Here is a 14,248-nt window from a genome sequence, read left to right as displayed (position 1 = left end):
TTGATGCCGGTAAACGCATTCCTCTTTCGTTTGCCAAGCGTGCAACTCACGCAGCAATTCTTCCGCCGCAACTTCATCCATACCTTCGATACCGATGGTGTAACCCATGCAGCCGTAAATCGCCTTGCGGCCATTGACAGGGTGGGTGATTACCAGCGGGTGAGTCTGGGTTTGTCGCGCCTCATCAGAAATAATCGGCTGCATGCCGCTTTTCACCTTGGGATCGGGATTGCCGTACAGGCCGTCAGGTGAGTACGCCGCCACCGCCGAATGGATAGCTGTTAATTTTTCGGCTCTGCGCTGCAAAGACTCAGGCATTCGTTCATAGGCTAGATGCTGATTGGCAAACAACGTATCGCCGCCCTGCGGCGGTATGGTTATACCCATCAGGCAGGTACCGATGGGTGGCGATGCTTTGAAGCTCCAGTCCGAATGCCAGGATTCAGCAAATATCGGTGTCGTCTCATCCGCAAAGCGGGCAATCGCTGCGATATAGCGGCGGCCATCGATTGGGCGGAAAAAGGGATCGTCGCCAAGCGAGCCGAAGTACTGGGTAAATCGCTCCAGGTCATCGTCGCCCAATTGTTGTTCCGGAAAAGACAACACATGGTGCTCTGACCAGGCCTCTTTGACGTCGGCTACCTCTTCGGTAGTGAGCGGCTTACTCAAGTCCAGGCCGCGCACTTGCGCGCCACAGGCTTGCCCACTGGGTGTAACGGTAATGCTCACTGTTGCGCACCTCCTATTTTCAAGCTCGTCGATAAAACAAATATTCTGAATCGCATGCTAGAGACTGGCCCGCCCCCGGTATTGACCAATCACGCCAAGCGCTTCATCATCCGCTGGATGATAATTCGAGTTACAGGGCAGTTCACCCGTCTCCTGTCGGATTGGCTAGACCGCAACCGCATCGTCGACCCTGTATTACACGACCGTCTGGCAAGGTTGTCGAAGTGCGATACCGTAACAGCCGAAGAGTGGCGCGAAGCGCTGACACTGGCCTCACGTCATACCGAAGATTCCCACTTCGGCTTGCAGGTGGGTGTGGGCGCGACACTGGGTCACGTCGGCATACTGGGCTATTTGGTCTTAAATTCAGCCACGCTCTTTGATGCCTTGCATACCTACCAGATCAGTGAACGGCGCTTCTACGGGGTTAGTTTCTGTATTTTCGATAGCGACGAGAATCAGGCTTCGTTAACCTGGCCTAACACCCTGGGCGAGGAAAATGACCTGTTTGTGCAGGTGTCGCTGGCAGCCTTGGCTGGATTCCTACGCCAGCGCTTCCCCACCACGTTTGCACTGATCTCAGTCGCCCTCAGCGAAACGCATCCGGAAAATAGCGCTCCCTACGAACAGCACTTTGGATGCCCGATTCAGTTTGGAAGCGATCATCCGGGCATTCGGGTGAACCGCAGTTTTGCCAATCAGTCGGAGACCGGCCAGTTGCCGCAGGCGATTTACAGTCTTCGAGACCAGCAAGCGCAGGCGTTCAGTGATCTTCGCTCTGAACGAACCCCGTTTTTACAGAAACTGCAAGAGACCTTAATGCAACTGATTCCGCTGGGACAAGCTTCCCTGGGCCAGGTAGCCGCCACAATGAACATGTCTCCGAGAACCTTGCAGCGCAGACTGGGAGACCATCACCTCTCCTTTCAATCACTACTCGACGGATTACGTGAAAATCTCGGTTGTCGTTATTTACAGCGAAGCGGCCTTAGTCAGGTCGATATTGCCCTACTACTGGGCTTTTCAGAACAGAGCGCCTTTAATCGCGCTTTTAAGAATTGGACAGGACGCACCCCTGGGGTTTACCAAAAATTCGCACCAAAACACTGGAATCACGAAAGTTTGAATTGATGTTTTTTGCCACCAAGGTTTCCCAACAATTTCAGATCGAGCGTGCCGAGGCAGGCACCGCCGTCTTTGGAGCACATGACTTCCGATAGAAGTCACCTTCTTTCATGTGCCAGCCCATGCCATGCGTTGCCCGCCAGTGCCAGTCACTCCCACTCAATAGTTGCGGGCGGCTTCGAGCTAACATCATAGGTAACACGGGAGACACCCGTAATCTCATTAATGATGCGATTAGATACCTTCTCTAATAGTTCATAGGGCAAATGAGCCCACCGCGCAGTCATAAAGTCCACGGTCTCCACCGCCCGCAGCGCAATGACATACTCATAGCGCCGGGCGTCCCCGACAACGCCAACGGACTTCACCGGCAGAAACACCGCAAAAGCCTGACTGGTTTTTTCGTACCAGCCAGAGGCGTGCAGCTCCGCAATAAAAATCGCATCGGCACGACGAAGAATTTCCGCATAATCATGTTTAACCTCACCAAGGATGCGTACGCCCAGGCCGGGTCCGGGAAACGGATGACGAAAAACCATATCGCGCGGTAAACCGAGCTCAAGACCGATGCGGCGTACTTCGTCCTTGAACAACTCTCGCAGAGGCTCTACGAGTTCAAGCGCCATGTCATCAGGTAAACCACCAACGTTGTGGTGAGACTTGATGACATGCGCTTTACCCGTTTTAGCACCCGCAGACTCAATAACATCCGGATAGATAGTGCCCTGAGCGAGCCAACGGACGCCCTCAATTTTTGAGGATTCTTCATCAAACACTTCTATGAATGTGTTGCCGATAATCTTTCGTTTTTTCTCTGGATCGCTCTCTCCGGCAAGACGCTCAAGAAATAGCTTCTCTGAATCGCTTCGAATAACTTTTACACCCATGTTCTGGGCAAACATCTCCATCACCTGATCACCTTCATGCAGGCGTAACAGTCCGTTATCGACGAAAACGCAGGTGAGCTGGTCGCCAATGGCACGATGCAACAGCGCGGCGACTACCGAAGAATCGACGCCTCCGGACAGGCCAAGAAGCACGTGGTCATCGCCCACCGTCTCTTTAACACGAGCAATAGCATCTTCAACAATGCGCGCTGGCGTCCACAAGGCCTCGCAACCACAGATCTCGATAACAAAGCGTTCAAGAATCCGTGTGCCTTGCAGGGTATGCGTTACCTCGGGATGAAACTGAATACCAAACCACGGGTGCTCTGCATGCGCCATCGCCGCGATGGGGCAAGAATCCGTCGAAGCAACGCATCGAAAGTCAGCAGGCAAAGCCGTGACTTTGTCGCCATGACTCATCCAAACATCGAGTAAGCCATCGCCGTGATCGGTCATGTGATCGCGAATATCGTGCAACAGCGCGTTGTCACCTGCGCTGCGAATTTGAGCGTATCCAAACTCGCTGGTCTCTGAGCCTTGTACCTCACCACCCAGCTGCGCCGCCATGGTTTGCATCCCGTAACAGATACCGAGCAACGGCCACTCTCCGTCAAAAAGACACTTCGGTGCCCGCGGAGAACCATCCTCAGTAACGGACTCGGGACCGCCGGATAGAATCACGCCACTGGGGGCAAACTCACGAAGCTCTTCTTCGCTGATATCCCAGGCTCGAATCTCGGAGTACACACCGACCTCCCGTACACGCCGGGCGATCAACTGAGTGTACTGGGAGCCAAAGTCCAGAATGAGAATTCGGCTGGCGTGGATATCGGTCATACGCAGATCCGCTGTTTACAAAGGATTGGTAAAACGGGATGCGGCCGCAACCGCGTCCCTTTGTCCGAAATTAGCTAACGGGATAATTGGGCGCTTCTTTGGTGATCGATACGTCATGCACGTGGGACTCCGACATACCCGCTGCAGTAACCCGGACGAACTTTGGCCGGCTGCGCATAGTCTCTATGTCAGGACTGCCCGTGTAGCCCATAGATGAGCGAACACCGCCCATGAGCTGGTGAATGATCGCAGTAGCAGAGCCTTTGTACGGCACTCTTCCTTCGATACCCTCGGGAACCAGCTTTTCTGCGCCCTTGCTCGCGTCCTGAAAGTACCGGTCAGATGATCCTTGAGTCGAAGCCATAGCGCCCAAAGACCCCATACCGCGATAGGATTTGTAGGTTCGACCCTGATAGAGCTCTACTTCGCCCGGGGCTTCTTCAGTCCCCGCAAGCATGCTGCCCATCATCACGGCATGGGCGCCCGCAGCGATAGCCTTGGCGATATCCCCAGAGAAACGGATGCCTCCGTCCGCGATCACAGGGATGTCGTAGGTATCTTTAAGGGCTGCCACTGCATCCGCGATAGCGGTTACCTGCGGCACACCGATACCCGTCACAATACGAGTCGTACAGATAGACCCGGGGCCAATGCCCACCTTCACTGCATCAGCGCCTGCTTCGGCGAGTGCCAGAGCGGCCTCGCCCGTGGCAATGTTGCCTCCAATAATCTGAACGCCCGGATAGTCCGCCTTGATCATGCGAACACGCTGCAAGACGTTTCGCGAATGACCGTGGGCGGTATCAACAACCAATACATCGACGCCTGCTTCAATAAGGGCGGCAACGCGTTCTTCGGTGTCGGCACTGGTACCCACACACGCGCCTACTCTTAAGCGCCCAAAACTGTCCTTGCAGGCGCGAGGGTAGTTCTCGGCTTTATCAAAGTCTTTCACGGTAATCATGCCGCGAAGATTAAACTCGTCATCGACAACCAGTATTTTTTCGATCCGGTGCTGATGGAGCAGGCGTTGTACTTCGCCTGAATCAGCGCCCTCATTCACTGTAACCAGCTTGTCCCGCGGCGTCATCAAAGAGGCGACGGTTTTGTCCATCTCGGTCTCAAAGCGCATATCTCGTCGGGTCACGATGCCTACAAGGTCGTCCCCTGCCAGAACCGGCACGCCAGAGATACCGTTTGCCGAAGTAAGCTCGATGAGCTGGGCAAGCGAGGCATCCTGCTGAATAGTAATAGGATCCTTTACGACACCGCTCTCGTACTTCTTCACCCTGAGAACTTCCGCAGCTTGCTCAGCGATGCTCATACTTTTATGAATAATGCCTATGCCGCCTTCCTGCGCCATAGCAATCGCAAGGCGGGCCTCGGTAACAGTGTCCATTGCAGCAGACACCAGAGGCAGATTCAGGCTAATCTCTCGGGTGAGACGGGTTTGCAGCGAGACATCCGTGGCGACCACCTCAGAATACCCGGGCAGCAGGAGAACATCGTCGAAAGTCAGCGCTTCCTGTTCGATACGCAACATGTTGGTTCCTCCAGACGCCATTTGGTCGAGTAAACTCATTATTATAAAACTTTAAGACGCGCGGCGTAACACCGAAGACGCCTGCAAACGCAATTAGTTAGAGGAAGCACCACATGGCGATCACAGCGGCTGAGGCTGATGTCCTCTCCCCCAGCCAACTTAACCGGCAGGCGCGCAGCCTGTTGGAAAGCCACTTCAGCTTTGTTTGGGTAGAAGGCGAGCTCTCTAACTTTGCGCGCCCCTCCTCCGGTCATTGGTACTTCACGTTAAAGGACGACAAGGCACAAGTACGCTGTGCGATGTTCAAAAACTACAATCAACGCTTACGCTTCAGCCCAAACAACGGCGACCAGGTACGTTTGCGGGCACGAGTCTCCCTTTACGAGGGCCGGGGCGAGTTTCAACTTATAGGGGAGTTTCTCGAGCCTGCGGGGGCCGGCGCACTGCAAGCACGCTTTGAAGCCCTGCGCGATCAGCTCCGTCAGGAGGGACTCTTTGACGCAGACAACAAAAAGCCACTACCCCAATCTGTTGCCCACCTAGCACTCATCACTTCGCCGACCGGTGCCGCTTTGCAGGACATATTGCACGTGCTCGCGCGTCGAAACCCGGCTATTCGTGTCTCCATATTGCCGGTGCCCGTTCAGGGCGAAGGCTCAGCAAAGGCAATCGCTGAAGCACTCAATGATGCCAACGAATACGCCAAAAATCGCGATGACTGCGACTTCGATGCCGTGATTTTAGCCCGGGGTGGTGGCTCTCTGGAGGATCTGTGGGCCTTTAACGACGAGGCACTGGCCCGCGCGATCGTTGCCAGCGAGCTTCCCGTTGTATCGGGCGTTGGTCATGAAGTCGACGTCACCATTGCTGATTTCGCAGCGGATGTTCGAGCGCCCACACCAAGCGCAGCCGCGGAGCTTCTCAGCGAAGATCGTGAAGAGCTGCTGGCACAACTGGAACTGTCGCGTAAGCGATTGAGCAGAGCGATCCAGCACCGCTTGGAGCGCGCACGACTTGCCCTTGAAAGCCAAAGAGCCAGACTCAAGCACCCCGGAGACCGACTCCGGGAGCAATCCCAGCGACTCGACGAACTAGAGAATCGTCTCCAGCGCGCTATCAAACAGCGTCTGGATCAATTGCAAAGAGAACACTTGCTGCGCAGTGAACGGCTAGTTGCCCGCTCCCCCGCCCGTCGGGTCGCACTGAGCAGGGAACATATCCAGCGGCAAGCTCTAGCCCTCGATGCGGCTATAGGACAAAAGCTTGCATGGCATCGTCAGGCGCTTGAGCGTCGAGAGCAGGTTCTGCGAAGCCTGAATCCTCTCGCTATTCTTGAGCGCGGCTACGCCATACTCAGCGATGAGCAGGGGTCTGTCGTCAAAAACAGTAGTGAAGTCACTACAGAGCAAAGGCTCAACGCGCGCCTAGCAGCCGGCAGCCTGAAACTGCGCGTCGAAGAAGCCGGGAATGAACCGGGGAATTAATCGGAGATACGCGCCAAGATGTGACCATCTGAAGCTTGGATCAAAAACACTGAGAAGGGCCTAGCGGACAGCTAAGCCCTGCTATCAATACTTGGCAGGTAGCCGCGTGTTGATGATGATGTGGCGGCCTTCAAAGCGAATGTACTCACCAATCGTCAAATCCTTGAGGATACGAGCGACCATTTCTCTGGAGGCTCCCACGCGATCAGCAATATCCTGCTGAGTAAGCTTCTCGCCGATATACAGCGTGCCGTCACCGCGCTCTTCCGATAGATCCATGAGCACGTTTGCTACGCGACCGTATACATCCTGCAGCGCGAGGCTCTTCACATCCGCTGTGAGCTTACGCACGCGCGACGCCAGGTTAGCGATGAGCTTTCGCGAGATGCTCGGATGCGCCTCGAGCACTCTATTAAAGTCTTCCTTATAAATTATGCAGAAATTGCATTTCTCGACCGTTCTCACCGAGGCGGAGCGAGTGGAATCGTCTAAAAGCGCAAGCTCACCAAAGTAGTCACCCTCACCTTGGGTGTTCATGATGAACTCTTTGCCGTTCTTGTCGCTGCAGTAGACCTTGACCTTGCCTGCCTCAATGACGAACAAAGAGTCCGCGGGGTCATTCTCATGAATCACCACGGTATTCTTAGGAAAAGATCTGCTCGTACTGCTCGCCGCCAACGCTGCGAGCTCTTCTTCCGAAAGACCCTGAAAAATTTCTACCTTTTGCAACATGGAGTACGCTTAGGCCACCCGTGTTTGTCTGCTTTCGCGATTGCCTTATGTTACCTCAAATTTTCCGCTGCGCGCATCCACTTCTGTAAAGAGAGTGTGGCCGACTTCGCTTCCCCGACAATCACCCCTGTCGCTATACTCAGCAGCACACAAACAGCAGTTGTCGAGATACATCTGACAGTGACTGCAATGAAGCGAGAACGAAGAGATTGAGTGACAGCGACACAGTCAGCGAAGTTGGAGCAATGGAGACCGCGGTCCAGTCCGCTGTTTCCGCGCACAGTATTCGCGTAGTTCTGCAATCAGCAGTCATCGAAGTGTCTGCTCTCTCTCTGTCGGACCTGCCTGATCTTGATAAAGAAGCCCAGGAAGATTGGTCAGCGCTTGCCGCCTGCGCTGCGAATATAGCCCCGCTCCTGGAGCAGGAAACCGAAGATACCCATGAACTGCGAAATCTCGCCGGCGCCTTGCGCGGTTACGCAGAGATGCTTAGTGAGAGCGTCCCCTCACCCAACGCGGCCCTTGCCAGCGCCATTGAAAGGGTGCTCGAAGGGACGGCAGAGCCCGCTCTCTCAGGCACTGCCGGCGATGCAGAAGCCGTACAGCAAATTGCGCAGATCACCGGCGAGCCAGGCTTCATTCTCGCCGTGGACGATCGAGAAGAGAACCGCGCACTGCTGGCGCGCTACCTCACACGCAGCGGCCACTTTGTGGTCACGGCACCGAGCGGTGAAGAGGCATTGGAGATGCTCTCCAACGCTGATGTTGACGTTGTCCTCCTTGATCGCATGATGCCCGGCATGGATGGCCGGGAAGTTCTCCGACGCATAAAAGCCGAACCCAAACTCCGCGCCACACCGGTCATCATGATTTCGGGGGAGCAGGACATGCAGGGCATCATTGAATGCATTGAAGCCGGTGCAGATGACTACCTGTTTAAGCCCTTCAACCCCGTCTTACTTCAAGCGCGCATCAAAGCCGGCATCGAGCGCAAGCAGTGGCATGATCGAGAACAGCTCTATCGAGATCAGTTGGAGCGCAACGAGCGATTTATTCGCGCCACCTTCGGACGCTATCTTTCCGACGACATCGTTACGGAAATTCTCGAGCGCCCCGAAGGCCTTGAGTTAGGAGGCGACCTCCGGGAAGTAACAATCATGATGTCTGACATTCGTGGTTTTACCACCATGAGTGAGCAACTACCTCCGGACAGGGTAGTAAGCATGCTAAATCGCTATCTCGGAGCAATGACCGACATCATTTTGGAATACGGCGGCACTATCGACGAATTTCTCGGTGACGCCATTCTTGCGGTGTTTGGAGCACCTAGGCGCCACGATGATGATCCTGACCGCGCCGCACGCTGTGCTTTGGCAATGCAAGCCGCCATGGAAGAAATCAACAGTGCCAACCGCAAGGACGGTCTTCCTGAGTTAGCTATGGGAATCGCACTGAACACCGGTAACGTTATCGCCGGGAACATAGGGTCAGAGCGACGCAGCAAATACGGCTTTGTGGGCCACGCCATGAATGTCACCTCTCGTATAGAGGACGTGGCCCAACGCGGGGAAATTCTTATTGCCGAATCTACTCGGCAGGCTCTCGGAGCCGCCTACGCTCTTGGAAAGAGTCGCGAAGTGCAAGCGCCCGGCATCGACGAAGTGTTGGTCGTCCACCCTCTTGAGAGTGAATTGCCATGAGCAGCCCTCGACTACTCTTGGTAGAGGACAACGAACTGAATCGCGACATGCTCAGTCGAAGGCTCAAGCGTGCGGGCTTTGACGCGCTCATAGCAGAGGACGGGGCCAAAGCTCTGGACCGCATCGAATCAGAGAAGCCCGACCTGGTGTTGCTGGACATGAATCTGCCTATTGTTGACGGTTGGACCGTATGCAAACGTGTCCGAGCCAACAGCGAGCTTGCGCCAACACCCATCATTGCACTGACCGCTCATGCCATGCCAGAGGATCGAGATAAGGCACTGGCGGCCGGATGCGATGACTACGCGACCAAGCCCATCGACTTCCCTGCGCTACTGGAGAAAATCCGCCGGCTTCTTGAGACGCGAGATCCCGCGCAATGAGTCTTCGCCGCCGCTTAACACTTTCTCTGTTCACGATTCTGATTTTGTTTGCGATCAACGTTGGCACGCACTTTTGGGGCAGCTATGCGCGTAGCGAAAGTATGGTCGCTTATCGGCAGGCCGTTACAGCGGGCCAGCTCTCGGGAGAGCTAGCCAAGCAACTCGAGGACCAGCGCCAAAAGATCCTCGTACTCTCTACGTTAAGAGAAAACACGGATGACCGCCTGGCGGAGGAAGATCTTCGCAGCGCCTTAAGCGGCATTGCTGCCACCCGTAGCACGGTAGAAGCTCTGGGAGGCATGGGCAGTGACGTTACTGCTCTGCAGTTCAATCTGCTGCGGGAAAGCAGCACACGGCTTCTGAGTAGCTGGGGCGATTTTTACGAGAACTACAACGAGGCCACTTGGCGCTCAGATGTCGATGACCCCATTCCCTACCTCGAGGCTAGTCAGCGCTTAAAAGAGCTGGAACAACGCCAGGCATTCATTGCAGTACAAAGAGCCAATGTGATCGACCGCACCATTGCTCTCACAGACAGAATAACCGTGCTGGGATTTATCGCCTCGATCTTCCTAACTGCAACACTGGGATTCTTTCTGGTCCGCTATACAAACGATAACCTGAAGCGTTTTAAGCGCGGAACCCAGCGTCTTGGTGCGGGAGAGCTGGACTATCGCATCGATGACATTGACGACGATGGTGAGCTTGGTGACCTCGCGACCGCCTTTAACAGCATGTCAGACAAGCTTCGGCGCGCAATCGACGAAGAAAAAGATGCCAAGCTCAGTGCGGACGAAGCAAATGCCGCCAAGTCTCGCTTTCTGGCCAACGTTAGCCACGAACTGCGAACTCCGCTCAACGCCATCATCGGCTATAGCGAGATGCTCCACGATGAATTGGATGACGAAACGCCCGTAGACCGCGAACAGTATCAAAGCGATCTCGACAAGATCGTTCTGTCGGGACGTCAGCTATTGGCATTGATCGACGACATACTGGATCTGTCCAAGATTGAGACCGGCAAGATGACGCTGGTTCGGGAGCAGTTTCACCCCGGCGAAGCGCTGACCATGGCTGTGGATGCACTAGCACCCCTACTGCGCAGAAACGGCAACGTGCTTGAGTGTGATGACTTCGACGGACTCCCACTCATTCACAACGATGCGGTGAAGTTTCGGCAGATCGTCGTCAACCTGCTTAGCAACGCTGCAAAGTTTACCGAGCAAGGCGTAATTCGCGTAAAGGCATCCTTCGCAGAATCCGCTCAGGAGCTCAACATTGCGGTTAGTGATACCGGAATAGGTATGACAGAAGAGCAGCAGGCTCTGGTCTTTGAAGCCTTTGTGCAGGCCGACGATGCGACCAGCAATACCTATGGCGGCACAGGCCTGGGGCTCGCTATATGCCGGGATTTCTGTGAACTAATGGGGGGAACGATTTCTGTTGAAAGCCACCCCGGCGAAGGATCAACCTTTACGCTTAGTCTTCCGGTTGACCCAACGTCAGTTCCCGCAGCCGCTTGAGCGCTTGCTCACGCTTATCAAGGTCCTCTTGCAGCATTCCGGTCCTGCTTTCTAAATCCCAGATATGGCGTTCCATGAGAACAAAAGATTCAAGGGCCTGCTGCATGATGACAATACTGTGGTGCTTATGGCCATCGGGTTCGCGCGACTGTAAATCTGTGTAAGCACGAAGCGCAGCATCCACATCATAGAAAGGACTGCTCGGCAGCATGCTCACATACGCAATCGCAAGATCCCCCTCCCACTGCGCAAGCGGTAACTGCTCGAGCCGCTGATAACGCTGAAAGTACTGAACCGCCTCTATGTACTCGCCATCTGCGAGGGTTTCCATTCCCCGCTCCAAAAACGTCCGATCGTTTGCCTCGGGCGCCTGGCAAATGCAGTTATCCGCCTCCTCAGGAAGATTCAGCGTTAGCTTGACGTCCTCGGGAGAGCGCTGCTCGGGCACAACCTCTGGTTCGGGAGGAGCGCTCGCACAGGCGGTCATAAAAAGAACAGCTAAGGCGAGAGGTAAGAGCTTCTGTAACATGGCCTTGTAATCGCTAAGGTATCTGGACTGAGTGTAGCACCCGTAAAGGCTGAATCATCACTCGGGGCGCATATGTGGAAACAACAGAACATCGCGAATCGATGGCGAATCTGTCAACAACATCACCAGTCGATCAATGCCGATCCCTTCACCCGCCGTCGGGGGCATACCGTACTCCAGAGCCCGAACGTAATCGGCATCAAAGTGCATAGCCTCTTCGTCCCCAGCGTCCTTCTGCTCGACTTGCTCTTTAAATCGCTGAGCCTGATCTTCGGCATCATTGAGCTCACTAAAGCCATTGGCAAGTTCTCTCCCGGCAACAAAGAACTCGAAACGATCGGTCACGAAGGGATCGTCGTCATTTCGCCGTGCCAGGGGTGAAACCTCCGTTGGATAGGCTGTAATGAATGTCGGTTGCTCCAGCTTATGCTCTGCAGTCTTCTCGAAAATCTCGATTTGAATCTTGCCCAAACCCCAGGCTTTGTTGACCTCGATACCGAGACCCTCTGCAACACTCACAGCGCTGTCCATATCGTCGATGTCCGTCGCACTCAAAGTCGGGTTATGAGCAAGGATCGCTTCGATAACCGTCATCCGCGCAAACGGCTTCGAGAAATCAAACTCCTGTTCCTGATAAGTCACCACCTGCGACCCCAACACCTCCTCAGTCAAACCCCGAAGCATGGTTTCTGTGAGATCCATAGCATCGCGATAATCCGCATACGCCCAGTAGTATTCGAGCATGGTGAATTCTGGGTTATGCCGCGTGGAGAGCCCTTCGTTACGAAAATTACGATTGATCTCGTAAACCCGCTCAAAGCCGCCCACAGTGAGCCGCTTGAGATAGAGCTCTGGCGCGATGCGCAGATACATGGTGAGATCAAGCGCGTTGTGATGAGTCACAAAGGGCTTTGCCGCTGCGCCCCCCGGTATAGGCTGCATCATGGGCGTTTCGACTTCCATGAAGGCTCGACTGTCCATGAAGTTGCGAATATAGCTAATCACCCGGGAGCGAATACGGAAGACTTCTCTCGAGCGCTCATTAACAATGAGATCTACATATCGCTGGCGGTAGCGAAGCTCTTGATCCGCCAAGCCATGGTACTTGTCGGGTAAAGGGCGAAGCGCTTTTGTCAGTAAGCGAGATTCGCGCATATTGATGTACAGGTCGCCCTTACCTGACCTATGCAAAGGGCCTCGAGCCGCAACGATGTCGCCTAGGTCCCAGCTCTTGATACCGGCCAAAGTCTCCTCATCCAAGGCCTTGCGATCCACATACAGCTGGATCTGCCCTTCACCGTCCTGAATCAGCAAAAAGGCTCCGCGATTGCGAATCAGACGTCCCGCTACCGCAAACTCTTCGTTACGCTCCTCAAGTATTGCCTTTTCTTCATGCTCGAAATCCGCTTGTAGCTGCGCGGCCGTGGCCGTGCGACGAAAGTCGTTAGGGAACGGGTTGCCCTGCTCTCGCAAACTCCTGAGCTTGCTGCGCCGTTCGGCAATCAGCTTGTTTTCATCTTCGGCAGTGCGAGGAGCGTTACCGTCTTGTTCACTCATAATGTGTTTCCTGGGCTTTCAGCCCTCTTCACCCGTTACAGTCTGTGCAAGCTGCTTACAACCCGTCTACAGCCTACTTCCAACTACAGCCCGCTTTTCAGCGACGCCTCGATAAACTGATCGATATCGCCGTCGAGCACCGCCTGGGTATTACTGGTTTCAACGTTAGTACGTAGGTCTTTGATGCGGGAAGCATCGAGCACATAGCTGCGGATCTGACTACCCCACCCTATATCCGCTTTGTTGTCTTCCATGATCTGTTTTTCTTCGTTGCGCTTCAGAATCTCCATTTCGTAAAGCTTGCCGCGCAGGAGCTTCATGGCATTATCCCGGTTTTGATGCTGAGAGCGCTCGGTCTGACACTGCACGACAATCCCCGATGGATTGTGCGTTAGACGCACGGCGGAATCCGTTTTGTTCACGTGCTGGCCACCGGCCCCACTCGCGCGATAAGTATCAACGCGAAGATCCGCAGGATTGATTTCAATCTCAATGTTGTCGTCAATCTCCGGCGCCACAAACACAGACGCGAACGACGTATGACGCCTGTTGCCCGAATCAAACGGTGACTTTCGCACCAAACGATGAACACCGGTTTCGGTGCGTAACCAGCCAAATGCGTACTCGCCGGTGAATTTAATCGTCGCGCTTTTTATCCCCGCAACGTCACCGCCAGATGCTTCGATGAGCTCCGTAGAGAATCCTCGCGACTCCCCCCACCGGAGGTACATGCGAAGGAGAATCTCAGCCCAATCCTGCGCCTCCGTACCGCCGGAGCCTGATTGGATATCCAGGAAGGCGTTGTTGCCGTCCATCTCCCCGTTGAACATCCTGCGGAATTCGAGCTGCTCCAGAACATTAACTAAAGCCTGAATGTCTTGCTCCAGTTCTGCGACCGCAGCTTCGTCGTCCTCTTCTGACGCCATTTCTAACAGATCAAGAGAGTCTGCCGCACCGGTATCCAATGCATCGATAGAGCTCACGATGGCTTCTAGAGATGATCGCTCACGACCGAGGTCTTGAGCTCGCTCCGGGTTATCCCAAACGCTGGGCTCAGCCAGTTCCAGCTCTACTTCAGAAAGGCGCTCACGCCGCTGATCAACGTCAAAGATACCCCCTAAGCACGTCAGTACGCGCCTCGATATCCTTGAGACTTTGAACAAGAGGATTAATTTCCAACATTGAAATAGTCCGTCAAAAAAAGGCCGCTATTCTACCC

12 protein-coding genes are annotated in these 14,248 nt (G+C 54.5%); 5 read left to right on the top strand and 7 right to left on the bottom strand.

Going from position 1 to position 14,248, the window contains the following annotated elements:
• A partial coding sequence (locus AB8B76_RS10695; RefSeq protein ID WP_405272360.1) for a TauD/TfdA dioxygenase family protein occupies positions 1–729 on the bottom strand: 729 nt, incomplete at its 3' end.
• A gap of 54 nt (positions 730–783) precedes the next feature.
• Here AB8B76_RS10695 and AB8B76_RS10690 point away from each other — a divergent pair.
• Complete coding sequence (locus AB8B76_RS10690; protein ID WP_405272359.1) at positions 784–1,860, top strand: AraC family transcriptional regulator ligand-binding domain-containing protein; 1,077 nt, start codon at positions 784–786, stop codon at positions 1,858–1,860.
• Positions 1,861–2,003: 143 nt separating this feature from the next.
• Here AB8B76_RS10690 and guaA read toward each other — a convergent pair whose 3' ends face one another.
• Positions 2,004–3,578 carry a glutamine-hydrolyzing GMP synthase gene (gene guaA / locus AB8B76_RS10685; protein ID WP_405272358.1) on the bottom strand — a complete coding sequence of 525 codons (1,575 nt, stop codon included), beginning with the start codon at positions 3,576–3,578 and terminating at the stop codon, positions 2,004–2,006.
• A 70-nt stretch (positions 3,579–3,648) separates the two neighbouring features.
• Positions 3,649–5,121, bottom strand: coding sequence for an IMP dehydrogenase (guaB, locus tag AB8B76_RS10680; protein WP_405272363.1), 1,473 nt, complete (start codon positions 5,119–5,121; stop codon positions 3,649–3,651).
• Between the two features lie 113 nt (positions 5,122–5,234).
• Between guaB and xseA the strand changes: the two genes are divergently transcribed.
• On the top strand, positions 5,235–6,605 hold the full coding sequence (xseA, locus tag AB8B76_RS10675) for an exodeoxyribonuclease VII large subunit (RefSeq protein WP_405272356.1): 1,371 nt from the start codon (positions 5,235–5,237) through the stop codon (positions 6,603–6,605).
• 84 nt (positions 6,606–6,689) lie between these two features.
• Here the strand turns inward: xseA and AB8B76_RS10670 are convergent, their stop codons facing one another.
• A complete protein-coding gene (locus AB8B76_RS10670) occupies positions 6,690–7,337 on the bottom strand; it encodes a Crp/Fnr family transcriptional regulator (protein ID WP_405272355.1) in 648 nt (215 codons plus the stop codon).
• 209 nt (positions 7,338–7,546) lie between these two features.
• Here AB8B76_RS10670 and AB8B76_RS10665 point away from each other — a divergent pair, with 209 nt between their 5' ends.
• The 3 genes from AB8B76_RS10665 to AB8B76_RS10655 are packed head-to-tail and all read left to right on the top strand — an operon-like array spanning position 7,547 to position 10,943.
• Positions 7,547–9,037: an adenylate/guanylate cyclase domain-containing protein gene (locus AB8B76_RS10665; protein ID WP_405272353.1), complete on the top strand. Its 1,491-nt coding sequence runs from the start codon at positions 7,547–7,549 to the stop codon at positions 9,035–9,037.
• Complete coding sequence (locus AB8B76_RS10660) at positions 9,034–9,420, top strand: response regulator (protein WP_405272352.1); 387 nt, start codon at positions 9,034–9,036, stop codon at positions 9,418–9,420. The genes AB8B76_RS10665 and AB8B76_RS10660 overlap by 4 nt, the downstream gene beginning before the upstream one ends.
• A complete protein-coding gene (locus AB8B76_RS10655) occupies positions 9,417–10,943 on the top strand; it encodes an ATP-binding protein (protein WP_405272351.1) in 1,527 nt (508 codons plus the stop codon). The genes AB8B76_RS10660 and AB8B76_RS10655 overlap by 4 nt, the downstream gene beginning before the upstream one ends.
• On the opposite strand, the gene AB8B76_RS10650 is transcribed toward AB8B76_RS10655, so the two are convergent.
• From AB8B76_RS10650 to prfB, 3 genes are all read right to left on the bottom strand, one after another.
• On the bottom strand, positions 10,900–11,472 hold the full coding sequence (locus AB8B76_RS10650) for a hypothetical protein (RefSeq protein ID WP_405272349.1): 573 nt from the start codon (positions 11,470–11,472) through the stop codon (positions 10,900–10,902). The genes AB8B76_RS10655 and AB8B76_RS10650 overlap by 44 nt on opposite strands.
• Positions 11,473–11,529: 57 nt before the next feature.
• Positions 11,530–13,029 carry a lysine--tRNA ligase gene (lysS, locus tag AB8B76_RS10645; RefSeq protein ID WP_405272347.1) on the bottom strand — a complete coding sequence of 500 codons (1,500 nt, stop codon included), beginning with the start codon at positions 13,027–13,029 and terminating at the stop codon, positions 11,530–11,532.
• A gap of 83 nt (positions 13,030–13,112) precedes the next feature.
• Positions 13,113–14,211 (bottom strand): peptide chain release factor 2 gene (gene prfB, locus AB8B76_RS10640; RefSeq protein ID WP_405272346.1). Its coding sequence is split into 2 segments (ribosomal slippage): positions 13,113–14,135 and positions 14,137–14,211, totalling 1,098 coding nucleotides; the frame shifts between segments, so codons are not numbered across the junction.
• Positions 14,212–14,248: the final 37 nt, after the last annotated feature.

Source organism: Congregibacter sp. (assembly GCF_045107095.1).
GTDB lineage: Bacteria > Pseudomonadota > Gammaproteobacteria > Pseudomonadales > Halieaceae > Congregibacter.
This window is presented reverse-complemented; position numbering and strand designations above follow the sequence as displayed.

Coding starts and splice junctions, on each gene's coding strand:
- AB8B76_RS10690 (WP_405272359.1), top strand. CDS start 784: ATGCTAGAGACTGGCCCGCCCCCGGTATTGACCAATCACGCCAAGCGC.
- guaA (WP_405272358.1), bottom strand. CDS start 3,578: ATGACCGATATCCACGCCAGCCGAATTCTCATTCTGGACTTTGGCTCC.
- guaB (WP_405272363.1), bottom strand. CDS start 5,121: ATGTTGCGTATCGAACAGGAAGCGCTGACTTTCGACGATGTTCTCCTG.
- xseA (WP_405272356.1), top strand. CDS start 5,235: ATGGCGATCACAGCGGCTGAGGCTGATGTCCTCTCCCCCAGCCAACTT.
- AB8B76_RS10670 (WP_405272355.1), bottom strand. CDS start 7,337: ATGTTGCAAAAGGTAGAAATTTTTCAGGGTCTTTCGGAAGAAGAGCTC.
- AB8B76_RS10660 (WP_405272352.1), top strand. CDS start 9,034: ATGAGCAGCCCTCGACTACTCTTGGTAGAGGACAACGAACTGAATCGC.
- AB8B76_RS10655 (WP_405272351.1), top strand. CDS start 9,417: ATGAGTCTTCGCCGCCGCTTAACACTTTCTCTGTTCACGATTCTGATT.
- AB8B76_RS10650 (WP_405272349.1), bottom strand. CDS start 11,472: ATGTTACAGAAGCTCTTACCTCTCGCCTTAGCTGTTCTTTTTATGACC.
- lysS (WP_405272347.1), bottom strand. CDS start 13,029: ATGAGTGAACAAGACGGTAACGCTCCTCGCACTGCCGAAGATGAAAAC.